Genomic DNA, 17,793 nt, shown 5'->3' with positions numbered 1-17,793 from the left:
CCTATCTTATGATCTGCGTATCGCTGCTCTGAATGACCAGCAGCAGCCCCTCCTTAATCGTCACCGATCCCGCAGGCTCCGTCAGTACATTGCTGATGCCAAGGGATTGCCCGATGGTCAATGAAGCATCCATTAGCGGATATTGAAAGCCGGCCAGTGTAATGCCGTGCACCTCCAGTGTCAGAGGGAGCAGCGAGACATACGGGTAGGGCTCGGCGGACAGCGTCAGCGGCTGCTCCGGGTCGGCAAGCCGGATTTGGTTATGGGCATCGACAATGCGGCAGCTTATGCCGGCCTGCAGACCTTGCCGCAGCAGGTGGATATTGGCCAGCGAATGATCCCAGCGGGTGCCCAGAGCTCCGCAGAGGATGACCTCGGAAGGGGACTGCTCCAGCGACCAGGCAAAAGCCAGCTCCGTATCCGTGTAATCTTTATCGATCGGGTCACAGCTTTTGAGAATCGCGCTGCTGCGCCGGATAGCTTCCAGCTCTTCGGTGCTGACCGAATCGAAATCGCCGAGAGCGATGTCGGGCTTAAAGCCGTTTTCCACCAGAAATAACGCTCCGCGGTCGGCTCCGACAAGAAGATCCGCGGGCTGAATCAGCGCGAGGGCCCAAGGCCCGACGGTACCCCCGCTGAAAATGATAATGCGTTTGTGCATGCAAGGTTTCATTCCTTTACATATGGATGCATCCCTGTTAACCAGGGAGGGGATAGCTGCAGGGCTTCGATAAGGTCCGGCGGGATTATTGTAGCATAAAAAAGTCCGGCAACCGGCCTAATTGTGAGGATGCCTCTGAAAACGTTATAGTAAAGGAAAGATAGAAACATTAACTTGGAGGGCGTGCGGAATGTCGGGTAAACGATATGAAAATATGAATGGCGTTCAGCTGGATAACAACTTTCGCAAGCTTCGTCAATGGCAGGCGGAGCGGAGGAAGAAGGTGAATGACTTTTCCTATGTTGTGCCCCAATCGGAAGAGAAGCAGATTGCTTACTTGCGCAGCAACCGAACGGAGACGACATTCACCTGGATCGGCCATTCTACCTTCCTGCTGCAGATGGGCGGCTGGAACGTGCTGACAGATCCGGTTTGGGCCGAGCGGATGGGCTTTGCCCGCAGGCTGGCAGCTCCGGGCCTGCAGATGTCCGAGCTGCCGGATATCGACGCGGTGCTGTTGTCGCACAGCCACTATGACCATATGCATATGGCATCGCTGAACCGGTTTAAATCCGCGCAGCTGTTCGTGCCTGCAGGGCTTGCCGCAGCGCTGAGATCCGCAGGCTTTGCCCGCGTCACCGAGCTGGGCTGGTGGGAGCAGGCGCAGCTCGGCGAGCTGGAGCTGCACTTTGTGCCGGCGCAGCATTGGACGCGCCGCACGCTGTGGGACACGAACCGCTCCCATTGGGGCGGCTGGGTGCTGCAGCCCTCGCGGCGCCAAGGGCGCGAGGCGGTATATTTTGCCGGGGACAGCGGATACTTTCCCGGCTTTCGGGAGATTGGCGATCGCTATGCAATCCGCCAGGCGTTCATACCCATCGGCGCTTACGAGCCCGAATGGTTTATGTCGGTACAGCACGTCACGCCGGAGGAGGCGGTGCAGGCCTTTTTGGATGTGGGAGCGGAGCAGTTCATCCCTATGCATTACGGCGCCTTCCGGTTGGCGGACGATACGCCGAAGGAAGCGTTGGACCGGTTAACGGCCGAGTGGGAGCGAAGAAAACTGCCTGAAACGGCACTGCGCATTGCCAAGCTGGGAGAAACTCTCAAATAAGCTTTTATTAATGCTACATAAACTTACATAATAATCCTTGTTTTTTAGTGATTTCAGCCTATATAATAAGATTATGTCATATTTTGTTACATAATCTTATCGTAGAGGATGATTCCTATGGACCATCGTATTCAAAAACTATGGAGCCATTTTTTCCAACCGGCTGTTATTGTGTTAAACCGCCTTCGTTACTCCTTGAAGTTCGGGCTGATCGGAATCATCTTCCTTATTCCTATCACGTTTATGCTGGTTCAGTATATCGGCAAGCTCAATGAGGATATCCGGTTTGCCGAACAGGAGAGGCTCGGTACCGCCCTGCTCCAGGAGCTGGATGTGCTGATTGTATCGGTAGAAAAGCATCGGCTTGCGATAGCGGCATCGTTGAGGGGAGACAAAACGGCGGCCGACAAGGCCAGCGAATGGCAGACGCAGGTGGACCAGGTTTTGGAACGGATGAATCAGACCAATGCCGCCAACACGGAGAGCCTGGACGTATCCGATTCCCTGAAGCCGTTGATAGCGCAGTGGAATCAGCTGAAGACCTCCGGCGGTGTACAGAGCACGATGGATAACGAGGATAAGCACGTCGAGATGGAAAAAGGAATTTCCAAGCTGGTCAATGAGATTAAGAATGAATCGAATCTTACGCTGGATTCCCGGATGGACAGCTATTATTTAATGGATGCGACGATCAATATTATGCCGAGCCTCTGGTTCAGCATAGGCAAGGCGTCGAGCTTGAGCGGAGAGCTGCTGCAGCGAGGGAATTTCAACAATACCGTCGAGAAGGAGCAGATGATACTCTCTACCGGGGACATCGGTACCTTCATGGACAAGCTGAATAATTCGACGCAAATGACATACCAATCGAACAAGGCTCTGGAGCAGGAGCTGAGCCCCGCTTTAAAGCAGGCGATAGAGGGCACCACCTTCTTCAATAATTCGTTATATTCCAACATTGTCGCCGCCTATTCGTTCATTATGAAAAATTCGGAGCTGGACGATCTGACGGCCAAAGCCTTCGATGCTTCCGGAAAGCTGTACCATACCGAGCTTCAAATGCTGGATAGCCGGCTGTCGCAGCGTATTTATCAAGCGAAAGCGAGTCAAGCAACGCTTCTTGCGCTGACGCTGCTGTTTATCCTTATCGCGGCGTATGTCTTTATCGGCTTTTACTTCTCGGTACGGCGCACCGTAGCTAACTTGCAGCAAACGTCCGCTTTGCTGGCCAAGGGCGAATTGACCGCCCGCGCACCGGTGGATACGAAGGATGAGCTGAGCCAGCTGGTACACGCGTTCAATGCTTTGGCGGATTCCTTCCGCCTTGTGGTCGGGGAGAGCAAGCAGGTGGCGGAGCTGGTTCATACCTCATCGGAGCATCTATCGTCCGCAAGTCTGGAGTCAACCCGATCCTCCGAGCAAATTTCAAAGACGATTCAAGAGGTGGCTTCCGGTTCGGAGCTGCAAATGCAGACGGCTCAAGAAACGTCGCTGGCGATGCAAGAAATGGCGGCAGGCGTGCAGCGTATTGCCGAGACGTCCGCCTTTGTAGCGGAATCCGCCGCTGGAGCGGCAGAGGATGCGACCCACGGAAACGATGTTGTCGGCAAAGCCATTCAACAGATGTCTTCTATTAAAGAGAAGGTGGCAGAGACCGCAGCAACGATTCGGCTGCTCGGCGAAGCGTCAGGCCAGATCAACCGGATAGCCGAAGCAATGAATGCGATAACGAAACAGACGCAGCTGCTGGCGCTCAATGCATCAATCGAGGCGGCGAGAGCAGGAGTCCATGGAAGGGGCTTTCAAGTAGTGGCTGCTGAAGTGAAAAAGCTCGCAGAGGAATCGGAAGGCTCAGGCAAGCAGATTTTGCAGCTGATCCGGACGATTCAGGAGCGTAGCAAGGAGGCGGTACAAAAAATGGAAGTAGGCGTGCTGGAAGTAGATAAAGGGACGGACACGATTGAACGGAGCGGGGAAGTTTTTGCCCGCATTCTGGGCTCGATTCAGCAGGTGGCGGAGCAGATTCAGGAAATATCCGCAGCTTCGGAGCAAATGTCCGCAGGCTCGCAGCAGGTGACTGCCTCGATGGAAGAGACGGTTGTCATCTCCCGCAATGCGGCGGCTCATGCGCAGGAGGTAGCGGCCGCGACTCAGCAGCAGCTGGCTTCGATGGAGGAAATTGCGGCATCTGCCGAGACCTTGAGTGAACGCAGCGATAAGCTGCATCAATTGTTAAAGTATTACACGGCTTGAAGAAGAGAAGGGGGGGCCATGCGCATCGTTAGTTAGGCCACAGCCTTCCGTCTTGAGCTTTGCTGCTTGCATTACAAAAAGAAGCACCTGCATTCTTTCTCCGCTTGGCCTAGCCGGGGGGAATGAATGCAGGTGCTTTTCAATGTGTGCCATAAGCTTCTTGACCGTTTGTTCTGGTTATCGCCATATGATTGAAGATAAGGGAGGGGGCGTCAACATGGATGCAGGCTGGATAGCAGCGGTCGCTATTAACATCTTGATCCGCTTTAAGCTGATTTTCGTTAAGGCTGCTGGGAGCGGCGCGTCATTTGCTGCCATACCGAGCCCTCGGCTGTTTGGCCTCCCTCCATACGCTCCACGGCCATCTGCATTTGCATAAGCACCTCGAACTCCGGCTCGGTCAACGATTCCTTCAATGCCGGCAGGGCATCATTGGTTCCGGCCTCGTATAAAAAGCGTGCCGCTCTCCAGCGGAGCCAGCTTGTTCGGGTCCTTAAGCGCCTTCGCCATGGCTTGGGTAGCTCTAGGATCGCCGATATCGGAGAGCGTATCCCCTGCCGTACGGCGTACGGAGGCGGATTCGTCTTGTAAAGCTTGATACAGGTAGGGCAGCACATCGGCCTCGTCCTTCAAGTCGCCGAGGTATACGGTCGCGAGCCGGCGAATCGTCGACTTCTCGTCGCGCAGCGCCTGCACGAGCAGCGGCAGCGTCTCCTGGGACGGCTTCACCTGCTGCAGCGCCGCGTAGCGCCTCTTCCAGTCCGCATCCGTCAGCTCGCGCGCCAATTCCTCCGGCGTGAGCACGGTACGGCCCGCCGCCTGAACCGCTGCAGCGCCGCTGGCGGCAGGGCCCGCCTGCTGCTGCGCCTGCTGCACGAGCTGCTCCAGCCGGGCGTCGTCATAGGTGGCGTCCAGTTCCTGCGCCACCTCTTCGAGCACCTCCTTCAGCTCGCCGTAGCGGACTCCCCAATCCTCAAGCGACCGCTCCTTGATCAGATTGGGGGAGGCCGAAGCCGCGCGGACGGCGGCCTCGCTGAAGCGCTCCGGCAGAGCGGCGCGCTGCTGCTCCGTGCCGCTCTGCACCCGGATCTGCAGCGGAATGCCGCGGAAATGCTGCAGGAGCACGTGCACTTCGCCGAAGGCGCCTGCTTCACCGGCCGCAGGCGTTCCGCAGCTGCCGCCTGGAGCGGCTGTCTGCGCTGCGCCGCCGCTGCTCAGCAGCTCGCGGATTTGCTGCAGAATCGGCTGCCATTGCGCTTTAGACAGGCGGTCGACGGCGATAAAGTCGGCAGCGTGGTACACGCTTTTGACGCCGTTGACGGCCAGGAGGTCCCGGATAAACCCGGGGGCTCTATGCTGCTCGGCTATCGTATAAGTGTGGCGGACGCCGTCGGGCAGCCGTTCGCTTAAATTGACTTTCATCGAATTCGGACTGGGGGTAGGTTCAATCGAAATAATGTGCATCGTTATCTCTCGCCTCTCTACGAAAAAAAGACCGGCTTGCAGGTTAGGCAAGGGAGCGGTCTCTTTTTCTCTCTATATTCAACTGTTGATTCGTGCTTAGTCCTTGTCTACCAGGTTCCGGTGCAAGTAGTTATCATCTAACGTCTTGGTGAGGTCGAATACCGTATGGGCCAGATCGAGGTTCTCGAAAATATGCTCGCATTGATTCTTGTAGGCCATTTCCTCTTCATAATGCGAAGTGTACCGTTCGATCAGTTCGGGAGAATCACCGCGGTCTTCCTCACGCTTCACGATGGTCTTCAGATCCGCATAAATAAAGATGCGCACCGCTTTACGGCCGTAGCGCTGCTTCAAGGCTTCGGCACCGAACCGGTTGAGCACGAGGTAAATGGCGCCGAATTTCTCCACCATATCCGCCACGTCTTTTCCTTTGACGCCATAGCGGTTTCCATCGATTTCGATGACCTCGACAAACTCTTGATTCCGTTCGGCTGCAATAAATTCATCTCTTGACACGAAATGGTAATCCTGTCCATCCACTTCAGAGGATCGAGGTGCCCGTGTTGTGTACGAAATGACCTGCTTCATCCCAAGTGTTTCGCCTGACATTTGCGCAACTGTTTTACGGCCGGCACCGTTAGGTCCGGTAAAAATAAAGATAGTGTCGCGATCTTTCAATTCGTACAATGGAAACCCCTCCTTGGTTTTGGAAGTTCCTTGCCAAGTACCGTATCCTTATTTTACATGGTTTACGGTGCAAGGTAAAGGCTTTCACGGCTCAACTTCAACGTTATTTCACACTATTGGACCAGTTACGGAGCGAGGGACGAGCGGCGCCTGTCAGCGTCCGCGCCGCCCGCCTCCGGTTTGACCGCGCCCGCCCCGCGGCTTCGTGCCGCGGCCATTCATCGGCTCGCGCTTGCCGGCTGCCGGACCTGCCGCGCTGCTGCGGCGGTCACGTCCGACAGCGCCGCTCCCGCCGTTGCGCCCGGCCTCGGCTTGGCTGCGCCCGTCTCTGCCGCGGCGTCCCGCGTCCGCTTGGCCGCGACCGCCTCGGGCCGCGCTCGGCGCTCCTGCGCCGCGGCTCGCTGCGCCGGCCTGGCGCCGGTCAGCGGCCCCGCCGCGTCCTGCTCTCGGTTCGCTGCGCTCGTCCGAGCGCTTGCGGCCTTGAGCCGGAGCAAGCTCGCTCGTTTGCGCGCTGTAGGCGGCTTTGCTCGTCCGGGAAACGGCCTGGAAGCGGCCGTTGCGGCCTGATTTTTTGCCGCCCTCGTTTAGCTCACGCTCGATCCGCGCGAGCTCCTCGCTCTCTTCCGCGCGGCGGTGCCAAGCGCCGGCAATGTCCGCATCCGCATTGCGCCCACGGCCTGGCTGCCGCTGTCCGCGCACGGTCTCCCGCTCCGCGCCGGCTGCGCCTCTGGGCCCGCGGCCGCCTTGACGCTGCCCTGCGCCAGCTCTGCCGCCGCGTCCTTCGCTCGACCTCCGGCCGCGGCCGGAGCTTTCTTCCCGGCGGGTGCTCAGGTCGGCGCGTTCCTCGCGGTCCCGGCTAACAGGCGATGCCGTCAGCTCGCCGTCGGCTTTCACGGTTCGCCGAGGCAGCTGCTCGTTAATGCCCCGTTCTATGGCCGTCAGCTTGTCCTGATCCCGCTGCGCCACCATCGTAACGGCCATGCCTCTTTGTCCCGCCCGGCCGGTGCGGCCGATCCGGTGGATATAGCTTTCCACGTCCAGCGGCATGTCGTAATTGAATACATGTGTGATGCCTTCGACGTCCAAGCCTCTTGCGGCAATGTCGGTGGCGACCAGGAGCTGGATTTTAGCCTCGCGGAATCGCTTCATGACCTGCTCGCGTTTGGCCTGCGTCAAATCGCCGTGCAGCTCATCCGAGGCAAAACCGTACTCCTGCAGCGCCTCATTCAGCTTCGCTGCGCGCAGCTTCGTCCGGCAGAAGATCATCGCCAAATACGGGCGATATTCTTCAATTAAGCGGATCAGCGCTTCCTGCTTCCCGCGATCGGTCGTTTTTATCGCTACTTGCTCGATTTCCTTCAACGTCACCTGCTTCGACTTCACCTTGATTTCTTCCGGCGTGCGCATATAGCTTTTCGCCAGATTACGGATCGGGCCGGGCATGGTGGCGGAAAAGAGCAGCGTTTGTCGTTTCGGGGAGGTCTGAATAATAATTTCTTCGACTTCCTTCAGAAAACCCATATGCAGCATTTGATCGGCTTCATCCAGGACAAGGGTGGAAAGCTTGTGCAGCTGCACGGTTCCTCTGCGCAGATGATCCAGCAGCCTTCCGGGCGTTGCGATAATCATATGTACGGTGCCCTCGAGCTTTTTCATTTGACGCTCGACGTCCTGGCCGCCGTAGGCTGCAAGTACGCGGACTCCTTTGAGCGGAGCCCATTTTTCCACTTCACCGGCAATCTGAATGGCCAGCTCGCGGGTCGGCGTGACGATTAGCGCTTGCGTGGAAGGACGCAACGGATCGATATTTTCGAGAATCGGCAGTACGAATGCCAGCGTTTTGCCCGTACCTGTCTGAGCTTGGGCGATGACATCGCGTCCGGACAGCACGACAGGGATGGCCTCCTGCTGGATGGGAGTAGGCTCCGTATAGCCCTGCTGCTGCAAAGCCTCTGCGAGCAAGTCGCTGATGCCGAGGTCGGCAAATGGTTTTGATTTCATTATAGATTGTCTCCTTATCTATGGGTTCATTCATGATCGGCCAGCTTATTAAAGGATCGGACCGGTTCTTTCGGCATGAAGGCAGCTTGCGCGCCGCCTCTTTGCACTCATTTCTTCTCTTCTGCATTCTACAGGAAGGCAGGAGAAAAAGAAACCGGCATGAAAATGCCCTGAGTTTCTTCATATTATATATGAAGCGATACTCAGGGGCGAAGGAAGTTTCAAACCGGCAGGGAAAGAATCAGTGGCTTTCCGACTGCGAGGGGATAGTAGGCTGCGTGCCGAATATGCTCTCCGAGATGGAATCGAATTCCGGCAGGAACGGTTTCAGATCATGGCCCGACCATGCTTCCTGCGCCAATTTATTCATCACATTCAAATAGATGCGGTTGGCCGAAATATAGACATCCTGAACCGTTGGCTGCAGCGAGCGGATTTTCTCGGCGATTTTCTGTTTGAACAAATGAGTGATCTGCTCGTGATTCATAACGGTATCGTACGAGTTCGTTCCCGTCGCGAGCTTATTCGGGTCGGCCGAGTCGTTGAAGGGCTGATACGGATTGTACAAGCCGCGCACCGTTCCGGCATTGTTCGTTTCGCTCGGGGCGCTGTGGGTGCCGGAGGCCGATTTGTCTATTGTAATGGCGACGTAGGCAATATTATCGGCAAGCATGACGATCGCGCTGTTGACTCCGTCCATCGCGGCAATCTGATCGGACAGAAATTGACTCATTTCCAGATTGGTATGTTTGTGAGATACCGCCGCATACTGCTGTTGAGTTTGGTAGGCGCGGGATGTATCGTCTTTCGAAGCGTCGCGGCGGCTTCCGTAGTTATTGGCGCTGTTGTAATCGTACCAGCTGTAGCAGCCCCCGAGAAGAATGAAAGAGCATGTACATAAGATTGTCGTTATAAGTCGAAAATAGCTCATATAAGCCTCCTTTTTTATGGATCCCCATACGTAATTTCAATAATAGGATTCATCAAAAGGATGAAAATATGCATACGCCGAACCGAACATGTTTGGTGCATAAAAGCCCGTATTTATGGAAATAAAACAGAGAGACAAAGGAGAAAAAGCCCATGAAATCAAACAATTGAGAACAATTTGTGAACTTGTTAAGATTCATTGACAATTGTAGGGAGCGAATTTATAGTTAATATGGTGATTAGGTTCATTGACAATATATGACCTTTTGTTCGAAAAATATTTGCTTTAGAGGTGGGATTGATAAGATGAATCGATGGCAAAATTTGTGGCGTTACATCCCTCTTTTTGGGCTGATGATGCTGCTTCTGACGGGGTGTGGAGACGATACGATTTCCGCCTTGAAGCCTAGAGGACCGGTAGCCAGAGACCAATTGTTTCTGATGAAGCTCTCTTTAGGGATCATGATCTTGGTTGTAATCGTTGTATTCGCTATCTACATTTATGTTTTGGTGCGCTTCCGTAAGAAAAAGGGCGACAAAGACATCATTCCGAAGCAAGTCGAAGGCAGCCACACACTGGAAATTATTTGGACGGTTGTTCCGATTATCCTGCTGCTCATTTTGGCTGTGCCTACAGTGAGCTATACCGTGAAGCTTGCGGAGAACCACTCGCAGGACAAGGATGCCATTCATGTTAAAGTAACGGCCCATCAATTCTGGTGGCAGTTTGAGTATCCGGATCTGGGCATTGCGACGGCGCAAGATTTGGTTATTCCTACGAACAAAAAGATTGCTTTTGAACTGACATCGGCCGACGTAGTTCACTCCTTCTGGATTCCATCGCTTGGCGGTAAGCAGGATACGAACGTGGGCATGACCAACACATTCTATCTTGAAGCTGACGAAGTTGATACGTTTAAAGGGAAGTGCGCCGAGCTCTGTGGAGCGTCCCATGCGTTGATGGACTTCAAAGTCGTATCGAAATCCGAAGCCGATTTCAACAAATGGGTAGAAAAAATGAAAGCCCCTGCAGTTGTTCCTGCAGATGCTAAGAACGGCGAACAGATCTTCAAAGAAAACTGCTTGTCCTGTCATGCAGTCAATGCGCAAGGCCTTGGCTTTGGACCTAACTTGAACGGATTTGCTTCTCGTGAGCTTGTAGCTGGTATTTTGCCTCACAACGATGAAAGCATCAGACAATGGGTTAAAGATCCTCAATCGGTAAAACCGGGCAACAAAATGCCCCAAATTCCGTTGAAGGACGATCAAATTAACGATGTAATCAAATACTTGAATTCATTGAAATAATGAACATCTTGGAACAAAGGAGGTAAAAAGCGTTGGCTCACTCACATAAAGCAAAGCATTACACCGGTTTGATGGATTGGCTCACAACGGTTGACCATAAAAAAATCGGTATTCTGTACTTAGTAGCCGGGGGATTGTTCTTCCTGATGGGCGGTATCGAAGCGATCCTGATTCGGATTCAGCTGATGTACCCGGACAATCACATTTTTATCGGCGACACCTTCAATGCGTTAACAACCATGCACGGTACAACGATGATCTTCTTTGCAGCGATGCCGATGATCTTTGCCTTTATGAATGCGGTTGTACCGCTTCAGATTGGCGCGCGCGACGTTGCGTTCCCTTTCGTGAACGCGCTCGGGTTTTGGCTGTTTTTCTTAGGTGGGGTCATGCTGAACGTAAGCTGGTTCTTGGGCGGCGCTCCGGCGGCAGGCTGGACGGCTTATGCACCGCTTTCCGGTATTGTAGACTCTACAATTAAGTACCACGGGGTTGACTTCTATGTAGTCGGCTTGCAGATTGCCGGTCTGGGTACACTAATCGGGGGGATTAACTTCCTCGTTACGATTATTAACATGCGTGCTCCAGGTATGACTTACATGAGAATGCCGCTGTTTACTTGGACAGCGTTCATTACTTCCGCTTTGATCTTGTTTGCTTTCCCTGCCATTACGGTAGGTTTGGTTGAGTTGATGTTCGACCGTCTGTTCGGAGGAGCCTTCTTCGAAGTCTCCAAGGGCGGTAACCCGGTATTGTGGGAACATCTCTTCTGGATCTTCGGGCACCCCGAAGTTTATATCCTGATTTTGCCGGCTTTCGGTATCATTTCCGAAATCGTCAGTACGTTCTCCAAAAAGCGTTTGTTCGGATACAGCTCGATGGTATTCGCTACAGCGCTGATCGGTTTCCTTGGTTTCATGGTTTGGGTTCACCATATGTTTACAACAGGTATCGGTCCTGTGGGTAATGCGATCTTCGCGGTTGCGACGATGGCGATTGCCATTCCGACAGGTGTGAAGATCTTTAACTGGCTGTTCACGCTGTGGGGAGGACAAATTACGTTCTCGACAGCAAATATTTTTGCAACGGCGTTTATTCCGACATTCGTTATGGGTGGTACGACAGGGGTTATGCTGGCGGTACCTGCAGCTGACTTCCAGTATCACGATACTTACTTCGTTGTAGCGCATTTCCACTACGTTATCGTAGGGGGCTTGGTGCTCGGCTTGTTCGCCGGTATGTACTACTGGTGGCCAAAAATGTTCGGCCGCATGCTGAACGAAACTTTAGGTAAAATCCATTTCTGGACTTTCTTTATCGGTTTCCACTTGACGTTCTTCCCGCAGCATTTCTTGGGTCTGATGGGGATGCCGCGCCGCGTATTTACATACCAGCCTGGCGTCGGATTGGAAGAAGGAAACTTTATCTCGACCATCGGTGCTTTCTTGATGGGTATTGGTACGATTGTATTCTTGATCAACGTGATTGCAACATCCCGCTTGCCGCAAAATGCTCCAGCCGATCCATGGGACGGACGTACATTGGAGTGGGCGATTCCTTCGCCTCCGCCGGAGTATAACTTCAAGCAAACTCCGCTGGTTCGCGGTTTGGATCCATTGTGGAAAGAGAAAATGGCCGGTAACAAAGAGATGACGCCTGCGGAACCGATCGGTTCGATTCATATGCCGTCGCCATCGATTTTGCCGCTGATCTTCTCCATCGGATTTTTCATCGCAGGCTTTGGCTTCATGTATCACACGTATAGTGTAGCTATCATCGGATTGCTCATTATGCTGCTTTCCATGTTCCTCAGATCCGTATTTGACGATCATGGATATCATATTGAGCCTGAAGAGCTTAACGATAAGGGGGTAAAGGCATGAGTGCACATCATGAAGTAGGCGGTGCCCTGCCACCTCACGCGGAAACCGCAACATTAGAAGGTAAGAATAAAGTAATGGGTTTCTGGCTCTTCCTTGGCGGAGAGTGCGTATTGTTCGGTACCTTGTTTGCATCGTTTATTGCGCTTCGCAATCAGGTGCCGGACGGCCCTACAGGACAAGAGATTTTCCAATTGGGTACAGTAGCCTTGTCGACATTCATCCTGTTGACGAGCTCCTTGACGAGTGTATTCGGTACGATGGCTCTGCATCGCGGCAAGCTGAACCAGCTGCTGCTGTGGATGACCATTACGATCTTGCTGGGCCTTGCTTTCTTGGGTCTCGAGATTTATGAGTTTAAAGAGTATGTTCATGAAGGTCATGTATTCTCGAAGAGTGCATTTGCAACTTCATTCTATACGCTGGTCGGCTTTCACGGAGCTCACGTAGCGTTCGGGGTATTGTGGATCGGCCTGCTGATCGTGTCATCGTTCAAAAAAGGACTAACGGTCGTGACGGCGCCCAAGTTTTACGTAGCCGGATTGTATTGGCACTTTATCGACGTTGTCTGGGTATTTATCTTCACCGTAGTTTACTTGTTGGGGAAGGTGGGACCGTAAATGAGCAGTCAACATCACACTTCTTCCGCCGGAGAACGGCACAGGCTTGAAGTGACCTAGGAACCATTATCTGTCTTACATCGTTTCGATCATTCTAACCATCCTTGCATTTGCAGCGGTGTTGTACGGCGGTTTGGACAAATCGTTCCTGGTTATCTTTCTTGTAGCACTCGGTATCGCTCAAGCATTATTCCAATTAACCTTCTGGATGCATATGAAGGATAAAGGTCATCTGTTTCCGATTGTGGGTTTGCTTTTTGGAGCATTCGTTGCATTAACTGCGGTAATTATGGCTGTTTATTGGGTTTGGTGGTAAATAATAAAAGGGGAGGCGGCTTTTAGCAATGAAAGCCCCTCTTTTTGTTTATTGTTTCAGAGAAATTTTTGCCTTAGTCACGCTGTGGATGGATATGGAGAAAGGAGCGTTATCATATGAATTCGGAACCATTGGGGCATTTGGGGCACGGAGCGGCGCCGGGGGCAGCAAGCTTTGCCGAGCTGTGGGGTCCTGCGGTTTTATTGGTGATCGTTATCATCGGGTGGCTGTATGCGATGGCTATTCGCAAGTGGCGGTTGCAGTTTCCAGAGTCGGAGCCGGTAAAACGAAAGCAGGAGCTTTATTTTTATACGGGACTACTTCTTTATTACATTGCAGAGGGGAGTCCGTTAAGCTACTACGGCCATCACTTCAGCTTCAGTGCCCACATGCTGCAGCAATCGATCCTGTATTTGATTATGCCTTCGTTTATTTTGCTGGGGACGCCGGGCTGGATGCTGCGTCCGCTGCTTAAACATAAAGTGATGGATAAGCTGATGCGGTTTGTGACGTCTCCTTTGGTTTCCTTGTTCACGTTCAATATGATATTCTCCTTTTATCATATTCCGATCATTATGGATACACTGATGGCTAACGAGCTGCTGCATAACATTTATAACACCCTCTTCCTGCTGGCGGCTTTTCAGATGTGGTTTCCTGTCTTTACTCCGCTTCCGGAGTATAACCGGATGTCCGAGCTGTGGAAGATGGCTTATATTTTTGTGAACGGGATATTGCTTACGCCTGCCTGTGCGCTCATCATCTTTGCAGGAGAGCCTATGTATGCGTCCTATGAGCATGTATCGGAGCAGTTTCTATTTATGTCGGTGCTCAACGACCAGCAGCTGGGCGGGGTCATCATGAAGATTGTACAGGAAATTGTTTACGGAATTGCGCTGGCCTACACCTTCTTCCGTTGGTACCGGATGGAACGCAAGAAGGATGAAGAAGAGGATTTGCTTCATGAAAGCTACAGAAGCAATCAGGCAAATCCGAACCAAGCGTAATTTATTATCAATGAGGTGAGACGAAGAATGCATATACTGCCTACGATCAGCACGAGCTTCATAGTGATTAGTGCCATCTTTGTAGCCTTCGGCTGGTATTATATTTTGAAAGGAAACCGCGAGACGCATCAGAAGCTGATGCTGTGGGGGGCTGTGTTTGCGCTGGCCTTCTTCCTGATTTACGTATCCCGTACAATCTTTGTCGGGAATACTACCTTTGGCGGTCCGGAAAACTTGAAGCTTCCTTATCATCTCTTCTTGTTCTTCCATATCGCCTTGGCTACCGTCGGCGGGGTTTTCGGGATCATTACGCTTTTGCATGCTTTTAATAAGCGGTTTGCCAAGCATAAGAAAATCGGGCGCTGGACAGCTGTCATTTGGCTGCTGACGGCTCCGACCGGGGTTATCGTATACATTCTGCTGTATGTGATGTACCCGGGCGGCGATACGAAGCCGATGATCGATGCGATTCTAGGCTTATAAACTGCAGATATGGAGACAGGTCTCGCCGGACGGCGGGGTCTGTTTTTATTTGGGCCTCCATTAATAAAACGAGAAATCGTTTCATGTCTCAATACACAAAGGAGCTGCTGCTATGGAGCAATATCAAACGCTAATTGGCGTCGTGCTGGAGAAGCTGAACCAAACCTACAAGGAACTGCAATTCAATTATAGCGGCTTAAGCGGCGTTCTGAGCCAGCATACGGAAGAGGAAATCCGCAGTACGCCGGAGCTGACCACGATCAAGGATTTGCGCGATTATTACGCGGAGATGGTGCAGTGCGTTGAGAAGCTGTTCCCAGGCATTAAGGGCTAAAGACGGTCACGGCAATTGTTATCGAAGCTCGAAGCCCTTTGGTTCCAATACTCTCCTTTGCTATAATGATGCTGTAAGCCGGTACAAGCATCTAAGGAAGCCGGCTGATAGCACAGTATGATACGAGGGGGACCTGCTTTGAAACTGACACCTTATCTGATGTTTGAAGGGAATGCGGAAGAAGCGCTGAATTTCTATGCAGAGGTTTTGAACGGTGAAATTGAAATGATCCAGAGGTACTCTGACGGTCAAGGCATGCAGGTGCCCGAGCATTATGCGAATAAAGTGCTGCATGGAAGGCTGAGAGCCGGGGAAGTAGTGCTGTACGTGTCCGATGCTTTTCCGGGACAGCGCGTTACGACAGGCGATCAGGTGAGTCTGACGGTCGAATTCGATTCGGAAGAAAAGACGGATCAAGCGTATGCGAAGCTGCAGGCTGGCGGAGAGGTGCGCATGCCGCTGCAAAAAACGTTCTGGGGCGCGAAGTACGGTAAGCTGGTCGATGCCTATGGAGTGCAGTGGGATTTAAATTATCAATATAGTTAGAGATTCACGTTATCGTTATAAAGAGGGGCCTTAGTTTATCCGCAAGGAGCAAACGAAGGCTTTTTTGCTTAATCGGCTCGGGGATAGGGCAGCGGCATATGTTCATATTGTGTTCATCTTAACTGGTTATACTAGGGAATAAACCGTACAATGCAAGGAGTGTAGCAGGGGATGGCTAGCATTTTGGTTGTGGATGACGATCGGCATATCGTTGAATTGATCACACTGTTCTTGAAAAGAGAAGGGTTCGATACCATTGAGGCTGCGAATGGAAGAGAAGCGCTGGTGCGTCTGGAAGCTCATAAAATAGATTTGGTCGTGCTGGATATTATGATGCCTGAGATGGACGGATGGGATCTATGCCACGAGGTGAAGAGTCAATACGATATACCGGTCCTGATGGTAACGGCCAAGGGTGAAACCGGCCAGAAGGTCAAGGGCTTTCAATTGGGAACGGACGATTACCTGGTCAAGCCGTTCGATCCGATTGAGCTGGTCGTGCGGGTCCGGGCTCTATTGAAGCGGTACAAAATTTCTTCGTCTCACGTCGTTCATATCGGTGCCGTGCAGATCGACCAGTCCTCGCATGAAACCAAAATCGGCGAGGAAACGATCAATCTGCCGCTTAAAGAGTTCGAGCTGCTGTTCAAGCTGGCGAACTATCCGGGCCAGATTTTTACGAGGGAGCAGTTGATCGATCAAATATGGGGTATCGGCTATGAGGGGGACGAACGAACCGTAGACGTGCATATCAAGAGACTGAGGGAGCGGTTCCAGGAAGAACGCTCCGGCTTTAAAATCAGCACGATCCGCGGATTAGGCTACCGGATTGAGGTGACTTGATGTTCAAATCGCTGTATATCCGGGTGGTCCTTGCATTTATTGCGGCCGTGGTCATCGGTTTAATAGCGGCGTTTATTTTAACAAGCCGTTTTTTTGAGCAGCAATTTCAACAGTGGATGGAGCAGGATACGAGCAGCTCAGCCGGGGATATCGCAGTATTGCTGGAGCGGACGGAGCCGAACCGTTGGAAGGAGACGGTGGCGCTGGTGGAGCATATGAAGTCTTGCTCGATCAGTGTGTACGACCGCCCGGGTCATTTGATCGCAGGGACCGATTTCTCGGACCGGATTGCAGCGAACGATGTGAGACAGGTTTTGGATGGCGGCAAAATTACGGTAGGTCCCGGAATTTAACTTCCTGGATCTACGGCATGCCGGTACAGCAGAGCGGAGAGCGCTACGCCGTGTTTATACGGCCGACGTATCCCTTGAAGGCAGTGGATTTCCGAAAAGCGCTGCAGCTGCACGTGATTACCGTGCTCGTGGTGGGCGGCTTGTTCATGCTGCTGGTAGCCAGCTATCTGGTGAAGCCGCTGAATATGCTGACGAAGGCAACCCGCAGATTGGCCAAAGGGGATTTCGACGTCCAAATGGAGTTGAACCGTACGGACGAGATTGGCGTGCTGTCCGCCAGCTTCAATGAAATGACCTTTGAGCTTCGGCGGCTGGAGCAGATGCGGCAGGATTTCGTCTCGAATGTTTCTCACGAGATCCAAACTCCTTTAACGTCGATCATCGGATTCACGAAGGCGCTGCGAAGCGCGGAGATGCCGGAAGAGGAAAGGCTCTATTATCTGCACATCATTCAGTCGGAGAGCGAACGCATTTCAAGGCTCAGCGATAATCTGCTGCGGCTGGCCTCCCTGGAGTCGGAGCATCACCCTTTTCATAAATCGACCTTCAGGCTGGACGAGCAGATTCGGCGCATCGTTGTCGTGTGCGAGCCGGTTTGGAGCCAGAAGGAGCTGCAGATCGAGCTGGATTTGCCTAAAACGACGATAGCGGGAGACCCCGATCTGCTGAGTCAGGTCTGGATGAATCTGCTGGGAAACAGCATCAAGTTTACGCCGGAGGGCGGAAGAATCGGTCTTCGGATCGAAGCGGAACTCAGCAGTGTGAAAGTGAGCATCAGCGATACCGGGGCAGGGATTCCGGAGCATGAGCATGCGATGATTTTCCATCAATTTTACAAGGGCGATCCTTCCCGTTCGGACAGCACCGGAGGAAGCGGCTTGGGGCTTGCGATTGTCAAAAAAATTGTGTCCCTTCACAAAGGGACCATCGTAGTTGAGAGTCAGGCGGGGGAAGGCACGCGGATGAGCGTTATTTTACCGAGCATTGCTTAAC

16 protein-coding genes and 2 pseudogenes are annotated in these 17,793 nt (G+C 52.7%); 13 read left to right on the top strand and 5 right to left on the bottom strand.

The window, feature by feature from the left end; genetic code table 11:
- Position 1 precedes the first annotated feature (1 nt).
- Positions 2-661 (bottom strand): thiamine diphosphokinase, encoded by a 660-nt coding sequence (locus tag ACHHV8_RS34165; RefSeq protein WP_395163909.1) that lies wholly within the window; start codon positions 659-661, stop codon positions 2-4.
- Between the two features lie 190 nt (positions 662-851).
- Here ACHHV8_RS34165 and ACHHV8_RS34160 point away from each other — a divergent pair, with 190 nt between their 5' ends.
- Both ACHHV8_RS34160 and ACHHV8_RS34155 read left to right on the top strand, forming a co-directional pair.
- A complete protein-coding gene (locus tag ACHHV8_RS34160) occupies positions 852-1,775 on the top strand; it encodes an MBL fold metallo-hydrolase (RefSeq protein WP_395163908.1) in 924 nt (307 codons plus the stop codon).
- 117 nt (positions 1,776-1,892) lie between these two features.
- Complete coding sequence (locus ACHHV8_RS34155) at positions 1,893-4,028, top strand: methyl-accepting chemotaxis protein (protein WP_395163907.1); 2,136 nt, start codon at positions 1,893-1,895, stop codon at positions 4,026-4,028.
- Positions 4,029-4,309: 281 nt separating this feature from the next.
- On the opposite strand, the pseudogene ACHHV8_RS34150 reads toward ACHHV8_RS34155, so the two are convergent.
- The 4 genes and pseudogenes from ACHHV8_RS34150 to ACHHV8_RS34135 form a co-directional block, all read right to left on the bottom strand.
- Positions 4,310-5,492 (bottom strand): annotated as a pseudogene (locus ACHHV8_RS34150) (conserved virulence factor C family protein).
- Between the two features lie 96 nt (positions 5,493-5,588).
- Entirely contained in the window at positions 5,589-6,179 is a 591-nt protein-coding gene (locus ACHHV8_RS34145) for a guanylate kinase (protein WP_395163906.1), read from the bottom strand.
- A gap of 153 nt (positions 6,180-6,332) precedes the next feature.
- The gene (locus ACHHV8_RS34140; protein WP_395163905.1) at positions 6,333-8,180 is read right to left on the bottom strand and encodes a DEAD/DEAH box helicase; all 1,848 of its coding nucleotides are present in this window, start codon (positions 8,178-8,180) and stop codon (positions 6,333-6,335) included.
- A gap of 241 nt (positions 8,181-8,421) precedes the next feature.
- Positions 8,422-9,111 (bottom strand): YhcN/YlaJ family sporulation lipoprotein, encoded by a 690-nt coding sequence (locus ACHHV8_RS34135; protein WP_395163904.1) that lies wholly within the window; start codon positions 9,109-9,111, stop codon positions 8,422-8,424.
- Between the two features lie 305 nt (positions 9,112-9,416).
- Between ACHHV8_RS34135 and coxB the strand changes: the two genes are divergently transcribed.
- From coxB to ACHHV8_RS34080, 11 genes and pseudogenes are all read left to right on the top strand, one after another.
- Positions 9,417-10,418 carry a cytochrome c oxidase subunit II gene (gene coxB / locus ACHHV8_RS34130; protein WP_395163903.1) on the top strand — a complete coding sequence of 334 codons (1,002 nt, stop codon included), beginning with the start codon at positions 9,417-9,419 and terminating at the stop codon, positions 10,416-10,418.
- Between the two features lie 71 nt (positions 10,419-10,489).
- Entirely contained in the window at positions 10,490-12,301 is a 1,812-nt protein-coding gene (gene ctaD, locus ACHHV8_RS34125) for a cytochrome c oxidase subunit I (protein WP_395164302.1), read from the top strand.
- On the top strand, positions 12,298-12,918 hold the full coding sequence (locus tag ACHHV8_RS34120) for a cytochrome (ubi)quinol oxidase subunit III (RefSeq protein ID WP_395163902.1): 621 nt from the start codon (positions 12,298-12,300) through the stop codon (positions 12,916-12,918). The genes ctaD and ACHHV8_RS34120 overlap by 4 nt, the downstream gene beginning before the upstream one ends.
- Positions 12,919-13,234 (top strand): annotated as a pseudogene (locus tag ACHHV8_RS34115) (cytochrome C oxidase subunit IV family protein).
- A 116-nt stretch (positions 13,235-13,350) separates the two neighbouring features.
- Positions 13,351-14,241 (top strand): cytochrome c oxidase assembly protein, encoded by an 891-nt coding sequence (locus ACHHV8_RS34110; RefSeq protein ID WP_395163901.1) that lies wholly within the window; start codon positions 13,351-13,353, stop codon positions 14,239-14,241.
- Positions 14,242-14,268: 27 nt separating this feature from the next.
- Positions 14,269-14,724, top strand: coding sequence for a DUF420 domain-containing protein (locus ACHHV8_RS34105; protein WP_395163900.1), 456 nt, complete (start codon positions 14,269-14,271; stop codon positions 14,722-14,724).
- 112 nt (positions 14,725-14,836) lie between these two features.
- Positions 14,837-15,058, top strand: coding sequence for a hypothetical protein (locus ACHHV8_RS34100; protein WP_395163899.1), 222 nt, complete (start codon positions 14,837-14,839; stop codon positions 15,056-15,058).
- 138 nt (positions 15,059-15,196) lie between these two features.
- On the top strand, positions 15,197-15,604 hold the full coding sequence (locus tag ACHHV8_RS34095; RefSeq protein WP_395163898.1) for a VOC family protein: 408 nt from the start codon (positions 15,197-15,199) through the stop codon (positions 15,602-15,604).
- Positions 15,605-15,775: 171 nt separating this feature from the next.
- Complete coding sequence (locus tag ACHHV8_RS34090) at positions 15,776-16,447, top strand: response regulator transcription factor (RefSeq protein WP_395163897.1); 672 nt, start codon at positions 15,776-15,778, stop codon at positions 16,445-16,447.
- A complete protein-coding gene (locus ACHHV8_RS34085; RefSeq protein WP_395163896.1) occupies positions 16,447-16,800 on the top strand; it encodes a hypothetical protein in 354 nt (117 codons plus the stop codon). The genes ACHHV8_RS34090 and ACHHV8_RS34085 overlap by 1 nt, the downstream gene beginning before the upstream one ends.
- Positions 16,801-16,817: 17 nt before the next feature.
- Positions 16,818-17,792, top strand: coding sequence for a sensor histidine kinase (locus tag ACHHV8_RS34080; protein WP_395163895.1), 975 nt, complete (start codon positions 16,818-16,820; stop codon positions 17,790-17,792).
- Position 17,793: the final 1 nt, after the last annotated feature.

This window comes from Paenibacillus sp. TAB_01 (genome assembly GCF_043945595.1).
Classification (GTDB): domain Bacteria; phylum Bacillota; class Bacilli; order Paenibacillales; family NBRC-103111; genus Paenibacillus_S.
This window is presented reverse-complemented; position numbering and strand designations above follow the sequence as displayed.